Source organism: Cytobacillus sp. Hm23 (assembly GCF_051842895.1).
Taxonomy (GTDB): Bacteria; Bacillota; Bacilli; order Bacillales; family SM2101; genus Nanhaiella.
Map to the genome: position 1 here is coordinate 297,252 of NZ_JBPXRQ010000001.1, position 16,223 is coordinate 313,474.

Here is a 16,223-nt window from a genome sequence, read left to right on the forward strand (position 1 = left end):
CAAACTTTATTACCAAAGATCAAAATGGAAATGGAATAATTACAGATTAAACATGATAGATATGGTTTAGAACCTATTGTTATCCAACTAACATAAATAATTAATATAATATTGGACTTTTTCACTTTGTCCACTACTTAAAAATACTGACTATTAAATTGATGCCTTCAATTGAGCATATTTTTGATGTTTCACTTTTCTCATAACCTAATAAGCTTTGTATGAAGTTAATTGGAGCGCCATTATTTATCTTATGTGTTGCATAGCTTTGTTGTAATTCGTGATGGCAATATTCTTTTTAATTCCTGCACGATTAGATATTCTTTTGATGAAATATCTCATGAGATCAATACTCCTACGATGATTTGCTTTTCTCTCGATCAAAACAATGCTGGATCATATTTACATTGTACACTTTTAGTTATTTAACATTTAAAATCCCTTTTAAATATGCTAAATTCTCTTGAAGAAAAGCTTGATGTTTTTCAATACCTCTTCTATTACACCAACCAATTGAATTAAAAGCGTCGATAAAGTGATAAAACGGGAACACTTCTTGTAAATCAACAAGTGCTCGAATAGATTCATAGCCTTGCTGATACGCTTGCAATGTCCCAGGATATTTGAGAAAAATATCCCTATTAATTTTTGTGAAATCCATATCAGTTGATCCGATTCGGACACTTTCAAAATCAATAATGCCGACCACTCTATTTTCACGAACTAAAATATTACCTGGTCTAAAATCCAAATGTATAAAACAAGGTCCGTCAGAAGGTGGGAGTAATTTGATTTGCTTATCAAAATACTGCAAAGACAGTTCGTATAAACTCGGATCAACTACTTCTTTAACATCTATTGCAAAGGAATTAAATTGTTGCTTAATAAACTCAGGCCAATGATCATACTCATTTGAAACAGAACTATTGAAATCATGTTCATGTAGAGCAATTGCATGCAGCTTAGCATGATGCACTCCAATATCAAACGCTAATACTGAATCAACCTTCTCTGTAATTGGCACACCGTTAATTGCTGACAACAATAATGCACCAGTGATATCCTCATTACCTTCCCAATAATCTAACACTTGTGGAACAGGTAAATCATTTTCTATTCGCTTAAGTACACTAAACTCTCGTTCAAGTTTTTGTTTGGAATAAGGAATTTTAATAAAAACTGTTCGATTATCCATTAGTAGAATTTTATATACAGTCGAACTAAACGACTGAGGAACATTCTCGACTGCTAACACATTCAATTTAAATTTATCTATTGTTTCTTGTAGCTTATCCATTCTTTCCTCTCCGTTTCTGTACTGTTAATCTTCTAAATTCGAACAATAAAAACATAAATAAGCATCCATTATCTTCTGAAGCATTATCCTTTTATATGTCCAATTTCATGAATAACAACGCGCTTCTTCTTTTAATTAGTACCTTGCAATAAAAGAATAGAATTCGAGATAACTTTTGCTATTATCTTCTACACCTATTACATTTCCAACAATACTTCCTAATTTTAGCATATAATTATTATTTATTACTCAATACCTGACCGTTTCCATAAAGAAAGACGCTCTCAGTATTATTACTGAATAGCGCCATTTAATTGAATATGAAGATTCACCTTATCAATTCCATTTTTATTGGAACTCGAATTTAACAGGTCTTAAAAAAAGATTCTCTAAAGTAACTTTTGCATCTCGATTTCTAAATAAAATATCATATAGTGCGTTACAAATTGGAAGTTCAATATTGTATTGCTCAGATAGCTCTTTTAATGCCTTGACTGTTGATACTCCTTCTGCCAATTTCTCAAACTTTTCACCTGTAACAAAAGCTTGTCCAAATTTCCGATTATGACTGTGTAAAGAGAACAACGTTGCCTCATAATCACCTAAATGACTCAACCCATAGATTGTTACATCATTACCTCCCATAGCTGTAACAAGGCGTGAAAGTTCCTTGGTCCCTCTCGCCATAAGTGAACCTTTTAAACTGCTGTAATTCAATCCATCCAACATTCCCGCCGCAATTCCCATAACGTTTTTCGTAGCTGCTCCTATCTCGTTTCCAATCATATCTTGTCCGTAGTAAAACCTTATTAAATCACTACTAAATGCTTGAACCATTTTTTTAGTGATTTCGATTTCTTCAGAACCAATTACCATACAATTCGGGATGCCATTTATAAAATCTTGTACATGCCCAGGCCCTACCCATATTGCTACATTGGTATTATTACCCACTGTTTCACTGAATACTTGAGATAACCTTTTTCCACTTGTAGCTTCTAGTCCTTTCATACATAAGATGAAGGTTTTTCCTTCTATTTCATTAATTAAGCTTAATCGACTTGCAAACGAACCTAATTCCTGAGCACTAATAGAGATAATTATAACCTCAGCAAATGAAACTGCTTTATGTAGAGAATTACTTAATTCAATATCTTCAGATAACGTAAGATAATCATTCCTTCTAGTTTCATCTAATCTAATGTAATTTTTAGAGTTCTCTCTCCCCCACAACATTACATTATGACCTATTTTTTTAGCATACCAAGCTATAAATGTGCCCCAACGTCCACAACCAAGAACTGAAATATTCAATACTCTCACCTTTATCTGTTTTTTTTTCATTTCAGAAATTCATTTTTCAATATTTAGTAAGAAAAACACTCCACTTATTTAATAATATTGTCCTTTAACTTAAGAACTAATATTTCAAATTTTCAGTACCTAGATAATCCTTTTTCACAGAATATGTCACTCAAATAAAAAACACTTATCTAAATTTAAGACTTATGCCATTTTGTTGAATACTAAAAGCACAGTTATTTGTACACATATTCCACAAAGTCTTCGTTATAAGAAATTATTTGATTAACATTTTAGGAGTTTGTTTTGAACCGAACTTTATTGATCTGTTTTTTTGCTGTAATGGTTACATCTGCAATAGATTTAGCCATTTGTTCTTTTGAAATGTTTCTCCAATTTTCATCTTTATTATTAAAATAATAGCTATACGTAATTCCTCTGGATGAAGAGATAACAGCTCCTAAACCCTTTTCATCAAAGAAGACAGCTAAATCTTCTGCTTTGCCTCCTTGTACTCCTAACCCGGGAACTAAAAAGATTGAATGTGGTAACAATTCTCTTATTTTATTTGCGTCGGATGGGTAGGTTGCCCCTACTACTGTTCCAATAAATGAGTAGTTATTATCACCTTTAGTTGCTGCAGCTACAGCATTTATTTCTTTTGCCATTTGCATGTACAAGATTTCACCATTTTGTAGTTTTAAATCCTGAATTTCGGATGAAGAAGGATTTGATGTTTTTAGTAACAAAAATAGACCTTTATTGTTTTCTTGTGCAACCTCAATAAAAGGGTTGTAGCCATCACTTCCTAAAAAAGGGTTTACAGTTACCATATCACCTGATAAGGATTCATTTGTTAAAAATGCTTTTGCATATGCTTTTGAAGTTGGACCGATGTCTCCTCTTTTTGCATCGTTAATTACAATTATGTTCTTTGACCGAGCATATTGTATAGTTTCTTCTAAAGCTTTAATTCCTTCACTACCATATATTTCGTAGTAAGCAAGCTGGGGCTTTACTGCTACTACGTGATCACAAACTTCATCAATTACTAATTTGTTAAAGTTTATTATGGCATTACATATTCCTTCTGTTGTTTGTGTATCTTTGTTTAACAAGAAGTTCGGGAAATAGGATATATCAGGGTCTAACCCAACTACTAAAGCTGTGTTTTTTTTTATACTGTGCTCTATCAATGTGTCTGCAAAGTTTTTCATATGTTTGGACTCCTTAGTTTGATGTGATATATCTTTCCATTATCAATAATAACAGATTTTCACATCAAGATTTGCGCCATTTTGTTAAAGATCAATTGAGCTGAGCTTTTATTAGCTGAATTATTAATTAATCTATGTTAATTCAGTGTATGATTCCAATCAATAACGATTAATAATTACTAGAAATTCACCTTGAATGATATTATCAACTTACGCTAAAAATGCTCGCATATGCGAGCTTTAAGCTTTTAACACCATTCTTACTGTCTTTAGGATGTGACCATCAAAATCATCATCAAATTCTTTGACAACCTCAAAACCTTTAGCTTCATAAAAGGTCTTTCCTATTTTATTATCTCTTTCAACATTTATATAAATCTCATTTACACCATCTAAACTTTCAATCCCCTTCTGTAACAATACTGAGCCTATACCCTTGCCTTGTTGTTCTGGATAAAGATAAATAGCATAAATAGCCCCTAACTCAACTTTTCCATCTTCTCTTACTGGAGAAAAGTTAGCAAAACCCACAACTCTACCTTCTATTTCAGCTACAAAAAGAGTAGAACGTTCTAATCGTTGCTTCATCCTTTCATCATTGTAAGCTGAATGTAAGAAATTTTCTTGTACCTCTAAAGGAATTATTCCTTCATAAGTAGCGTTCCAAGTTATTTTTGCCACATCTTGAACTTGTTTTATATCTTCTAGTTGCATTTTGAATTTTATATGCCATTCTTATCAGCCTTCCAAGTTGTTATTTAATTCCAATATTTTTTAACAGTATAACATTTGTTCTGATGAAAATGGACATTTGCTGTTTGCGTTTTTGAATAAATGATGAAAAAGAGCATTTTGGCGAACAATGCTCTTTTTCATCTACTAAATATTAACTAGTTAGTATTGTATTATCACGCCATATTGTGGAATAACAATTTTTAGGTTGAACACTATTAAAACTAATAGAATTAATGACCATTTGGTACTAAAGAGGTAGGGAAGAGTCCCGCCAGCTTCACTACTCTAGTTACAAGATTTATCTATCATTTGAGGGATTGTTGATACAATAAATTTTACATTATAATCTGACTCTGTACCTGTTAACACATTTTGAAAATTCTTTTTGCCACTATTATCTTTTTAAATGTCAAAGATTCCTCACCCACTCGATTTACTGATATATTGGTCGATTCGCTTGATCTATTAAGATAAGACCATCATATTGCTCGCTAGGGATGAACGTTTCTTCATAAAATCCCCCCGCTTTTCCTACCGTATCAGAATTCCACCAATACTCAATTGTTGGAGTGTCTTTGATCGCAATATTTAAGTAAGTGGTAGGATACTTGGATTGACTTAGACGGTTTTCTATAGAGTTTGTCTTATGATTTTCAGGTATATCATATACTTTTCGAAGGGTTGAAGTTTGTTGTCCACCATACATATACAAGCCAATAATATATGATTCATTTTTAATTGAGTCTGGTAACAATTCCACAAAATTTACATATGGGACTCTACCACCTGCTATTTTTACTTTAGACCTGTTCTTCATAATATGGGAATTATGAGCCCATATAACGAACTTCTCATTTGGATACATTTCTTCTAAGAGCCATATCAAATTTTCTGACATCATTGCATCTCTTCGTTCACTTCTTTCGGTTGAATTTAGTTGTATAAAATACTCTTCATTATATATGTCTGTAAGACCATTGATTCTTTGCTCAAAAATCTTTATGAATAATTTCTCATGTTGATCATTCAAAGTCCTTGATATTTGAGAATCACTATTTCTAAGAATACCTAATAAATTTTCATACTGAAGAATCAATCTTCTTCTCTCTTCATTCCACATCGTAGGTAATTCGATAATTTCCCTACTCTTTTTATTACCTTTTTTGATTAATTCATCATAACCTATTTCTGCTTCTTTTACATTCTCAGCAAAATCTTTATGTATACCTTCAAAATATTCATAAAGTATATTTGATCCCTGATTAGAATATTCCTGTGGTTGAATATCAAACCCAGCAATATTAATAGACTGGTTTGAAGACTTTTGTTCTTGTAAATATTTAAATAATTTCACGTTATTATTTGTATTCCATACACTATGGAGCGCATAATTTAATGCTCTGTATGGACTATTATCTAGTAGCAACTCATTTGTTACATTTACATCTGCCAGACCACTTTCGAAGGCAACCACATTGTAATTTAACTCTTCGTGTAAATATTTGATCAACCTGCTCTTAATTAAGTTGTACTCGGCTACTCCATGAGAGCTTTCCCCCAACATGACTACCCTTTTATTACCCAAGATATCTTTAAGAAATGCTAGATCGTTATAATCTGTACTGTTTAATTGGATAGACTTGTAATCGTTATTTTTTTCATTTTGCATATGAGCCTTTTTGTCATTTGTATTTAATTCAATATTATTTTCTTCTACACTATCTGTAGTTTCTTGATTTATACAAGCGAATAAAATGAGCACAGCTAGAGTTAAAGATAATATAGTAGGAATGCGAAACCGCTTAAATAAACTCAATGCATGTAACCTCCATATTTCACATTTTTAGTTTAAAAGAGGAGTTGAGTGCGGTGGATATCACAACCAATACTGATTATTTCTCCTCTGATACTTTGCAAATAGACAGCAACCCTCCCACTTATGCAAGACAAACACCACTTTTATTTTTCTTTGTACACTTTACTACGGATATTCCATGAAAAGGTTCCATTATTTTCTTATAACCCTAATCTTAGTAATAAGAAATGCCCCTAAAATCAAGAAAAGCGCAAATCTTTTTTACAGATTAGCACCATTTTGTTGAATAACAATTTTTCACTTTGTCTCCTACAGTTTACATTGAAAAAACTAAAATAATTATGAATTAGGATGGATGGACACATTAATATCATTTTTTAAAAATAAGCTCACTATTAATTTTTTTATCCACTTGAAGTAACCACAATATTCGAAATTTAAATTTCTGTACCTTCTCATAAACAAAGGCACTTATCTCTCAGATATGCGCCAGATTGTGGAATTATAAGTGATAATTTTATAGTTAATCCCAGATCCTCCTTCACCAATGAAATAGATAAAATTACATTCCATGTACAATCGGGACAAGTAAAAGTGCACTGATAATCACTTTTATTTTAACCATTCTTTACCTTCCAAATATTTTACCCATTTTTCATATATACTCTCAGTAGAAGCATTCATAATAACTTCAATGTTGTTGGGTGTTCTAATAATATTGTTTAATGCGTCTATACCATATTCATCGACAATATATTGAATCAAAATACCAGAATATAAGTATGCTGTAGACCCTGCTTCATCAAAGTATACAGATCCTGACTCCAATTGTTTTAGAGTTGGATAATCGTTAAAGGTAGATCTATACTTAATATCCTCTTCAAGCTGTTTAGAAGCATATTCTGCGATACCTTCGTCTAGCCATTTCACACCTGCAACAGACGGATTAATTTGTTGAATAACTGCATGAACAATTTCATGGATTAATTGAAACGTATATTCTTCCTGAATTCCGCCGATTAAATGTGTAGGTGTATACACTTTAATAATATTTTCTTTTGATACATAAGTACCTTCAGTTTCACGACCAATCATTTCAACAAATTCTTTTTTATCAGCATAAACGTGAATAACAACTTTATTGTTATCCTCGTATTGAAACATATTGGTAATACGGGGATAATTCAATTCAAACGATTCTGCCAGTATCTTTACCATCTCTTTTTCATCTTCACCTGAACTTGGACTGTAAAAAAGACCATGCTCTGTTTCTTGTATAAGAACTAAATCTGTGTTTTTGTTGGAACAGGCACTAATTGATAACAGAATTAACAAAATAAAACTATTCATTACAATTGATATTTTTTTCACCTTTCTCCGCTCCCTTATCACTCCAATAAACTTCTCTATCTATTTCTACCATTGAATATCTGTTGTTTTTAAAACTATAGAAAAATTAAAATGACTTAACTCTAAGTATTTATATATCAAAATTACTCAAACTAAAAAATTTTTCTGATTATCTTTGATAAGTAATACGAAAATTCATATGAAATGTTTCATTTTTTTAAAATATTTCTGTTTTACTACAGAGATGCGCCAGTTTGTTGAAGATTGCAATTATATTTTACTCTAAATATCAATGGGGTTTGGATCTAAATACCTTGCCATTCAAGACATATCAAACCTAAAAGTAGAGTGAATTGTGGGCATCTAAAATAAATTCCATCTTGAACAAATTGTATAATAAATCCATAATTGGATGAGGGCATAAATTTCAAAGTATCTTAGAACTTAATCCTCTAATACGTTTAAGGGAGTGATGATGTTTGGTTAAGAACAAACAAATCTGGAAGCGAGTGAGAGGTTTATATTTTTAGTTGAATAAAACCTCTCATAAGCTCATGGGAGGCAAATGAATATGATGTACTCAAAAAACATGGTTGAAGGAATTGAACTCACCAGCCAAAACTTTTATAAAGCAGTAGGTCTTTTTGAAGCGTTGAAGCATCATTTATCAATTAAAGCGGTCATTAAAGGTACTGTACCAGGCCGGATTTTTCTGTCTAATGACTGTGCATCAGCACTATTGACAAGCCCTCAAGGCATTTTTCTAGGTGGTAGTACAGAGAACAACCGATTTTTCGAAAAAACCAATAATTTAGTCAAAGAGGAGCTGTTACCTGAGCTTGCCTCAAATGGAGAGTTAGACTATGTACTGTTTTATCCTACAGAAGGAAAATGGGAAGATATTCTCCAAATCGTAATGAAAGATTTATTGCCTATGAGAAGTGGGCGAATGACCTTTACTCACAATTTACGCAGTATTGACGTTCCCTATGGTAATAGTATTGTTCCCATAAATGGCAACTTATTGCAACGTCAAGATGTAATAGGGCTTAGTGAAGTAAAAAGTGAAATTCTAGAGAACTGGCCTTCAATAGAAGCATACGACGATAAGGGCTTCGGTTGTGTTGCTATACAAGTTACGCCTCAGGGGCCGACTATTATTAGTTGGTGCCTTACTGATTGGGTAGTTGATGATGAGTGTGAAATCGGTATTGAAACAGATAAAAACTATCGAGGTAACGGATGGGCACGAAGAACAGCATTAGGTGTACTCACGCTGGCAAAACAGAGAGGTATCAGAAAAGTTGGTTGGCAGTGCTGGTCAAACAATATAGCTTCTCAGCGAACAGCTCTGTCAGTTGGTTTCAAGCCGTTTGCGGATTTCCCTGTTCTCTTTGGATGGAATCATCCTTTAAACAACCTTCTTGTCAACGGCAACCATTATATGCGTGGTGATCGTAAATATGGTGTTGAGAAAGATTATGCCCGCTCTGCTTGGAGTTATGCTCAAGCACTTGATAAAGGCTGGGACTGGAATGGAGATATGGCATTATATTGGAATGCAGCCTGTATGTTTTATTTGACCGGCGAAATGGAACAAGCAATACATTATTACAAAAGGGCTATTGATATGGGATGGAGAGCTTTCCATCAACCACATTATCATGAATTTGTATATAGAGAAGAGAATAGCGAACAGATCGCACGCATACTTGCAGAGTCACTTTAGAAATTAGTATAGCAAACACAGCCTTATTTTCTTAGATTCTATAATCATGATAAACATAATACTGCCAAAACTTTAATGATTTTTTTGAATCAACTTTCTTAATAACGTTAAAGCCCAAGGTAATTTCAGTTGAACTACACCGAAATGGGTCAGATTCCTTCGACTATTTTCAGTTAATTATAAAGTAATTAGTTATAGTTAGATATTAACACTTAAAATTATGACAGAGGTTGCTCTAAAGTTTGATTCTCAACATATTTAGGACAACCTCTTTTTAATGCTTTAATTGAAGTACCCTGCCTATTAGTTCAACAACCTGACCTTAAAATAAAGAAGAGCACTGGATTTGAAAAATTTTTATTCTCCCCTTTTGGTTTAGATTGTTAATAGAAATTTTTACAAACTATAAGGACCAGAACCGTAATAAAGAATCATTAATGTTCCACCCATAAGAGCAAGGTTCTTGAAAAAATGCACACTCTGAATTTCCTTTTGTTCATCTGGCAATCTCCAAAAACCGTGGACAATAAAGGTTGTCGGTATTAGAAAAATGAAAAGAAGAAACGCCCCAATTTCTGCATAGAAGCCAAAAGCAACACTTAAGCCACCCACAAGGGCAAATAAACTCATAACAGCAGCAGACAATTTCGGAAAAGGAGCTTTACTCTTCTTCACCATCTCTATTGTATTTGTAAAATCTTTTAAATGATTAAATCCTGCCGAAATAAAAATAACTGAAAATAAAATTCTTCCTATTAAAAATAAAATATCCATAAATTTTGTCTCCTCTCAATATATCTTTAAATATTATTTCTACTTTTTTACTGCAGGTGGTCCAAATAACCCTCGCTGAAGATCTATAAACGCATCCCTGATTTCTTCTTGTGTATTCATCACAAATGGTCCACCAAAAGCTATTTTTTCCCGAATAGGAATGCCTGAATAGATCAACACTTTGGATCGGGATACCGCCTTTATTTTTAACTCACTAGGGTTAGACACGGTACCTTCTTCATTAAAAGACAAGGTAGCCGCTCCTGTTTTAGCTATCTTTGTTTTACTTTCTCCGAACGCCATCTCTCCTGCCAACATGTACAAGAATGAATTATGATTTTCAGGCAAAACATGTGTATATTCTGTTCCCTCACCGAGGGTGATTTCTGACATCGTAATTGGCACCAAACTTACCATCGGTCCAGTTGCTCCAGCGATATCACCAGAATAAACGCGTACAGTTCCTCCATCGATATTCACAACAGGAGTATCTTCAACGCGAATATTTTGATAACTTGTTTCTGTTTGTTTCAAACCTTTTGGCAGATTCAGCCATACTTATAAAGTATGAATAAGGTCATCATCAAAAGCCTCTTCCGCATGTCTAGCTGACCAACCTGCATTCATATACTGAACATCGCCAGCATCCAAAAGGCTATAACCGCCAGCATTATCGATATGTTCAAGCCTTCCATCAACAACATATGTTACAGTTTGAAAGCCTCTGTGAGGATGATCGGAGAAAACTCCACGCTTATACCAGTCTTCAGCCATAAGAATAAAGGGGGGAAAATTCTTCATTCTTATCAGGATTTAAAATAACTCCTTGTTGAACATGAGGGTACCCATTTTTATTATATTTTGGATACCAAAATTCTCTTACTTCTCTATTAAATGTTGATTTACTTGACACCTCAATTCCACCTTTCAGATACTGCACTTATTTTACAACTGTTGCATAAGGCAACGCTTGTTGTATAATTAGATTATAGATGTAGTTAATTTAACATCCTAGCAACAAAAAACTCACTTTGTTGCGTAAGCCACAGTTAATGTAAAATGTCTAAAATCATTTTGGAATGATGGGGGTACATCTTTATGGTTAAGGGAAACACAGACCTACGTTCAGTTCGAACTAGGAAATTCATTATTAATTCTTTTATAGAACTATTGGAAAAAAAGGCTTTCAATAGTATTAAGATCAGTGATATTACGTCAGGAGCCATGATTAATCGAGCAACCTTTTATCACCATTTTCTCGATAAATATGATTTACTCGAAAAAGTAATAAAAGAAGAATTAATGAAGAATGTACTTCAGGAACTGTCGAATAATAAAGAGTTCAATGAGGAAATGCTGAAGAGTTTATTCTTATCGATTACAAAATTTCACATGAGCTTATCTGACCGCTGCCAGAGAAGTTATCATGATATGGCTGTAAATATAGAGGCTCTATTAAAAAAGGAACTTGAACAGATTATCTTTCAATCACTATTAAATAAGTATCCTGATCAAAGTGATGAAAAGCTAAGAATGATTGCCACTATGTTAAGTTGGATGATTTACGGAGCTTCAATCGATTGGAAGCAGAACAGCAGTAAATCATCAGAAGATTATTTGAAATATGCAAGTTTGTCTATTAGGGAATTATTAACAATGGAATAGATTAAATTTGGGAAGGCATGTAGATTAGAATTTCTTCCTTTTATCACATCCATAACCATTACAGTCTCATCTATTAATTAGACAGTTAGGGGAAAATAAGCTTATGCAACAATAACAGGATTTTGTAAGATTAATTTAGTTAGATTGGGATCAACTCCTACTTTCAGATAACCATACACGAGACCAGCTACCGCACTAAAATAACTTGGTACATTTTTCGGTTTGAATTCGAGTAAGTGATCTCTTGAATATGTTTCTACTGTCACATAGCCATAATCTAGTTTTGCTCCTTCTCCTTAAGAGCAACCTTTGTAACCTATGGATAATAAGTATTTAGTGGATTACTCTTGAAAGTATATAATACAATTGCTTCCTCATGATCATAGCTTACAAGATGGGATAGATAACACCTTCAAAAACTACGAAAGGAAGAATAGAAGGAACAAATGTCAGTATAAAAATTCCATTGACTTCCCCTTTTTGTAATAATTCTGTATCTGTTATTGACACAAAAATCCATTTCTGTTATCGCTACTATAATAGTTGGGCAAACGCCTGTAAACCTAGATATTTCACCAGATGGAAAACTCATTTATGTTGTTAATAGTCCAGACCGCTCAGTATTTGTTATTGATGTAAAGACTCATTCTATAATCGCTACTATACAAGTTGATTTACCTCCAGGTTTTGTAGTTTTCACACCAGATGGAAAGTTAGCTTATGTTACAGCATCTCCACCTTTTTAGTTAGCTTTTCAAGGACTCTAGTAACCACAATTATCATTGAATCGATTAAGCTCCTTGTACCTCGTAAGCATCAATTTCTATATCATCATCTTCAGATATGAATTTTATGTTTATTGCTTTATATACCGCCTTATCACCAGCCCAATATGGAGCTTACCGTTTTCTAGTGGCACACTGTATCCTTCTATAAATTTACTTCCAAATCTAGCTCTGAATTGTGCTATATGTTCTACATGTTCTTCTAATGTGTGAAAATTATAGAAGTGTTCTCTGAAATGCTCCATCCATTCCTCATCGAGAACTGTTTCATCTAACTCAACAGTAGATTGATCTATCCTTGTTACCTCACACTCGAATTTTTTCATTGTCTATCCCACTATTTTGATTAATTCTGACTAGAATTCGTGACACAATTTCTTTTTAGTAACTACAATTACTATTATGTTTCATTAATTTTACAATCTAATATTTTGCTATATACTAAATGGTAAGGATTTCTATAACACAAAAAAATTCATGTTTGGAGCGATTAACGTGGGCATCTTAGCATTTATAGTATTAACCGTGCTTTCCGTGATACCTGTGGCCATCATATACTGGATAGGAAAGTTTTTAAGAAAGCAACGATCCGTTTAAGCTAAGTTTCTTCAAGAAAAGGTGTAGGTTCTTATAGTTATGATTATGTAACCTAAAATTGAATATGGAATACATTGATATTCAAAGAAGCTGACGTTATCCCCGCCAGCTTCTGAAAAACTTTCATATTTCTACGATAATTGAATTACTTGCAGTGAAGGTTCTGAAAAAAGAACAGATGTGCCTGCGCTTAGTAGGGTAGAAATTACATCATTAGCGTTTAACATTCAAATGGTGGTCCTTGATAATAAGAGTACTAAACTATCAGCATTAGAATCGTCTGCTCTCATCGAAGTATCAAACTGCTCCATACCATTTATTGTAATCCGAATAATAAAATCTAGGGTAGCAATATCACCAGCATCTTGGGCTCTTGCATTCACAGTAAATGAAATTTCATAGTCTCCAGTATTTTGCACAGTTATGGAGCCATTCAAAGGGTTAAGGGTTGTCATATTAAAAGGACCCTGCATATTATATCCATTTCCGGTCGATGATAGCCTCTCCATCATCGACCGGAAATGGATCTTGATCATCACGTAAAACACCATAAGATAAGGGATTACCTGGAGGTCCCATTGGTCCTTGCATTCCCATTGGTCCTTGTTTACCTGGTGGCCCTATGTCTCCTTATTGTATGAATACTAAAAAATAGAATAACATAAAACAACAAATAGATTTTATAAAAGCTAATTACTTCACTTGTTCAACCTCATTTTCTCTTATGTTTAATTAAGTGGATCACTTTGCGCCTCCAACTTTTCTATACTTGTTTGGATAATGTCAATACTGTAATGTTCCAAATCAGCTTGAGATAAATTTAGTTCTAAATATTTTCTGAGTTCAAGATCACTTTTTTCTTCATCCATCTGAATCCATATAATTGGATCTGTATCACCAATCATATAACTAAATAAACCAAATTCATCCCATGCTTCTTTCAGAACAAAGGCTGTATTATAGGGCTGTTCTTCTTTAAGGGTAAGAATAGAAATTAATACTAAAGTAACTAATAGTAAAACAGCATGTATTTTTTTCATAATGTTTCTCCTGGTTTTTAGATTATTTTACCATACAATCCCTATAACTGTTAAACTATTATATTTTTATTATTTAATGGTAATTCTAAAGATAATAAACACAATATCACTTTTGTTTGCTACCACCTCTCTATTTTTACATTTTTTTGAATATAATAACCCCCGTCATCGAAGGATGAAGACGGGGGTTATTTGATTCTTCTGAGTAGAAATTCTTTGATAATGCTTAAAAATGTTTTAATCAATAATAGAAAGAAAATATTTTTTAAATTACCAACCCATACTTGTTATTCATTGCAAATAGTTTTTTGGTTATTCTTCAATAAGCTTTGGTTCCCAAACATATACAGAATCTGTTGGCCCATTATAGACACTTGGCCAAATAACTACAGTTATACCATCATTAGTTGAAAACGGTTGATCAGTTGTTACTGAAAAATACTCCCAATCAGTTGTAACGTCAACTTTTACAGAAGCCGATTCTGTATTATTACGATTTTGAACCTTAATTTGTGCTTGATGAGGTTCATCGGCTTTCAGCCATACCCCAAATGTATATTGATTTCCGTCTGAAGCAACATCTACATATTGTTGTACCGCACCGTTAACCTCTTTTTGAGTTAATTTTTGTGCAGAATCTCCTTCAGGAGTAGTTTCTGATCCATATCCTATAGAAACATTATGTTTACTCCAGTTAGAATCTGTAAAATCGTTAATAGAATATTGGTCTAATAGATTCTGTGCTGGAATTCTGAAGCCATTCTCATAAACTTCGACTGCCCGATAATCATCTGTTGGATATGGGAAAGATGTCTCTCCAACTGTAGTATTTAAATCACGTTTACGAATTCCACCTTCAATTAAATAGATTTGTTGAAGAGAATCAACAATCTCTTTTAATTGTTGTGATGGAACCAGTTTATAGTCTCCTTCTAGGTGATAAATAGCATACGTATATGGATCGTCAAATCTTTCTCCAAAATTATAAGAGTATGACACTTCATGGGAGTTCTCAACATCAATAGAAGAACCAAAGCTTTCTGTCAACTCAGTGCTTATTTCAGCAGTTACGGTAGCAATGTCTCCAAATCCAATCTCAAAGCCATAGCTTGCACCAATTGTATTACTCAGCTCTCTAGATTTTGATTTTGTTACACCAGTTGTGTATGTTTTACTAAAAGAGGTAGACTCACCACTATAATTCGTGACAGCATTTCCAATTCTTTCATAATAAGCATCCAATATTAAGGATGAATCATCGTCAGCTGGAAGTACATCAGGATTTAACATTAATGTTCCTAGTTTTCCTTTCTTGTCAGGTACTTGGTTCCACAAAAAGTGTATATATTCGTTATACTCACCATTGTTATCGACAAACCCAAAGAAAATAGGGTTATCATCAGAGTGGTAAGTAAAGTTAGGGTTTAATAATTCGACATCTGGCATAACAGCTGCAGCTTTCTCTAGCATATTGACATTATCATCATAAATATCTACCGGAATATAATCTAACAATGAACCAGATATAGTCGTAAGCCCTCTTTGCAACTTTTTAGTATCAGATGGCAATGTTTTTGACATGTCCCATCCCTTAAGAGCTTCCAATAAGTCTGGTACTGGAGCTGCAGGATATGATGGGGATAATGATTTAAACCCTCCCAAACTAAGACTACTACTCTCATTACTATTAACAAGTTTAGTCACAAATACATTATTCTCTTGCTTATCAACTATTTCTTGTTCTTCTGCAAAGGAAGTAATTGGTTGTAATCCACTTGATACTAGCGTTACTGCCAAAGCTGATGTCGATATAACTCTAAAAAATTTGTTCACGTTATATCCCTCCTATATATAATTAAATATTAGGTCATTAATCAAAATATACAAATTGGAATACTATGATTTTAGCTGGATTT

At 33.1% G+C, this 16,223-nt stretch carries 19 protein-coding genes; 3 read left to right on the forward strand and 16 right to left on the reverse strand.

The genetic code is table 11. From position 1 onward, the window contains the following. Positions 1-421: 421 nt before the first annotated feature. The 6 genes from ACSVDA_RS01305 to ACSVDA_RS01330 all read right to left on the reverse strand — a co-directional run bounded on the left by ACSVDA_RS01305 (position 422) and on the right by ACSVDA_RS01330 (position 7,738). Positions 422-1,297, reverse strand: a complete 876-nt coding sequence (locus tag ACSVDA_RS01305; RefSeq protein ID WP_485880184.1) for a phosphotransferase family protein — start codon at positions 1,295-1,297, stop codon at positions 422-424. Between the two features lie 348 nt (positions 1,298-1,645). After that, entirely contained in the window at positions 1,646-2,641 is a 996-nt protein-coding gene (locus tag ACSVDA_RS01310; protein WP_485880186.1) for an NAD(P)H-dependent glycerol-3-phosphate dehydrogenase, read from the reverse strand. 251 nt (positions 2,642-2,892) lie between these two features. Next, the gene (gene pyrF / locus ACSVDA_RS01315) at positions 2,893-3,816 is read right to left on the reverse strand and encodes an orotidine-5'-phosphate decarboxylase (protein WP_485880188.1); all 924 of its coding nucleotides are present in this window, start codon (positions 3,814-3,816) and stop codon (positions 2,893-2,895) included. A 240-nt stretch (positions 3,817-4,056) separates the two neighbouring features. Beyond that, on the reverse strand, positions 4,057-4,530 hold the full coding sequence (locus ACSVDA_RS01320; protein WP_485880190.1) for a GNAT family N-acetyltransferase: 474 nt from the start codon (positions 4,528-4,530) through the stop codon (positions 4,057-4,059). A gap of 454 nt (positions 4,531-4,984) precedes the next feature. Next, positions 4,985-6,367 (reverse strand): erythromycin esterase family protein, encoded by a 1,383-nt coding sequence (locus ACSVDA_RS01325; RefSeq protein ID WP_485880192.1) that lies wholly within the window; start codon positions 6,365-6,367, stop codon positions 4,985-4,987. A 612-nt stretch (positions 6,368-6,979) separates the two neighbouring features. Further along, positions 6,980-7,738, reverse strand: a complete 759-nt coding sequence (locus ACSVDA_RS01330; RefSeq protein WP_485880194.1) for a peptidase MA family metallohydrolase — start codon at positions 7,736-7,738, stop codon at positions 6,980-6,982. 631 nt (positions 7,739-8,369) lie between these two features. Between ACSVDA_RS01330 and ACSVDA_RS01335 the strand changes: the two genes are divergently transcribed. Next, complete coding sequence (locus tag ACSVDA_RS01335; protein ID WP_485880196.1) at positions 8,370-9,446, forward strand: GNAT family N-acetyltransferase; 1,077 nt, start codon at positions 8,370-8,372, stop codon at positions 9,444-9,446. Positions 9,447-9,842: 396 nt separating this feature from the next. Here ACSVDA_RS01335 and ACSVDA_RS01340 read toward each other — a convergent pair whose 3' ends face one another. The 4 genes from ACSVDA_RS01340 to ACSVDA_RS01355 form a co-directional block, all read right to left on the reverse strand. Continuing rightward, positions 9,843-10,220, reverse strand: a complete 378-nt coding sequence (locus ACSVDA_RS01340) for a DoxX family protein (protein ID WP_485880198.1) — start codon at positions 10,218-10,220, stop codon at positions 9,843-9,845. A 39-nt stretch (positions 10,221-10,259) separates the two neighbouring features. Continuing rightward, positions 10,260-10,700, reverse strand: coding sequence for a pirin-like C-terminal cupin domain-containing protein (locus ACSVDA_RS01345; protein ID WP_485880199.1), 441 nt, complete (start codon positions 10,698-10,700; stop codon positions 10,260-10,262). 78 nt (positions 10,701-10,778) lie between these two features. Further along, positions 10,779-10,994, reverse strand: coding sequence for a pirin family protein (locus ACSVDA_RS01350; RefSeq protein ID WP_485880201.1), 216 nt, complete (start codon positions 10,992-10,994; stop codon positions 10,779-10,781). Then, the gene (locus ACSVDA_RS01355; RefSeq protein WP_485880203.1) at positions 10,987-11,133 is read right to left on the reverse strand and encodes a hypothetical protein; all 147 of its coding nucleotides are present in this window, start codon (positions 11,131-11,133) and stop codon (positions 10,987-10,989) included. Before ACSVDA_RS01355 ends, ACSVDA_RS01350 begins: the two co-directional genes overlap by 8 nt. Positions 11,134-11,318: 185 nt before the next feature. On the opposite strand from ACSVDA_RS01355, the gene ACSVDA_RS01360 reads away from it, so the two are divergent. Next, positions 11,319-11,885, forward strand: a complete 567-nt coding sequence (locus tag ACSVDA_RS01360; RefSeq protein ID WP_485880205.1) for a TetR/AcrR family transcriptional regulator — start codon at positions 11,319-11,321, stop codon at positions 11,883-11,885. Between the two features lie 101 nt (positions 11,886-11,986). Here the strand turns inward: ACSVDA_RS01360 and ACSVDA_RS01365 are convergent, their stop codons facing one another. Then, the gene (locus ACSVDA_RS01365; protein WP_485880206.1) at positions 11,987-12,151 is read right to left on the reverse strand and encodes a hypothetical protein; all 165 of its coding nucleotides are present in this window, start codon (positions 12,149-12,151) and stop codon (positions 11,987-11,989) included. Between the two features lie 237 nt (positions 12,152-12,388). Between ACSVDA_RS01365 and ACSVDA_RS01370 the strand changes: the two genes are divergently transcribed. Then, on the forward strand, positions 12,389-12,631 hold the full coding sequence (locus ACSVDA_RS01370) for a YncE family protein (RefSeq protein WP_485880208.1): 243 nt from the start codon (positions 12,389-12,391) through the stop codon (positions 12,629-12,631). A 110-nt stretch (positions 12,632-12,741) separates the two neighbouring features. Here the strand turns inward: ACSVDA_RS01370 and ACSVDA_RS01375 are convergent, their stop codons facing one another. The 5 genes from ACSVDA_RS01375 to ACSVDA_RS01395 all read right to left on the reverse strand — a co-directional run bounded on the left by ACSVDA_RS01375 (position 12,742) and on the right by ACSVDA_RS01395 (position 16,140). Further along, positions 12,742-12,996 carry a hypothetical protein gene (locus ACSVDA_RS01375; RefSeq protein ID WP_485880210.1) on the reverse strand — a complete coding sequence of 85 codons (255 nt, stop codon included), beginning with the start codon at positions 12,994-12,996 and terminating at the stop codon, positions 12,742-12,744. 498 nt (positions 12,997-13,494) lie between these two features. After that, positions 13,495-13,740, reverse strand: coding sequence for a hypothetical protein (locus tag ACSVDA_RS01380; protein ID WP_485880212.1), 246 nt, complete (start codon positions 13,738-13,740; stop codon positions 13,495-13,497). Between the two features lies 1 nt (position 13,741). Further along, positions 13,742-13,864, reverse strand: a complete 123-nt coding sequence (locus ACSVDA_RS01385; RefSeq protein WP_485880214.1) for a hypothetical protein — start codon at positions 13,862-13,864, stop codon at positions 13,742-13,744. A gap of 131 nt (positions 13,865-13,995) precedes the next feature. Beyond that, on the reverse strand, positions 13,996-14,307 hold the full coding sequence (locus ACSVDA_RS01390) for a YolC/YozM family protein (protein WP_485880216.1): 312 nt from the start codon (positions 14,305-14,307) through the stop codon (positions 13,996-13,998). A 312-nt stretch (positions 14,308-14,619) separates the two neighbouring features. Beyond that, positions 14,620-16,140, reverse strand: coding sequence for a phage head spike fiber domain-containing protein (locus ACSVDA_RS01395; RefSeq protein ID WP_485880218.1), 1,521 nt, complete (start codon positions 16,138-16,140; stop codon positions 14,620-14,622). Between the last annotated feature and the right edge of the window lie 83 nt (positions 16,141-16,223).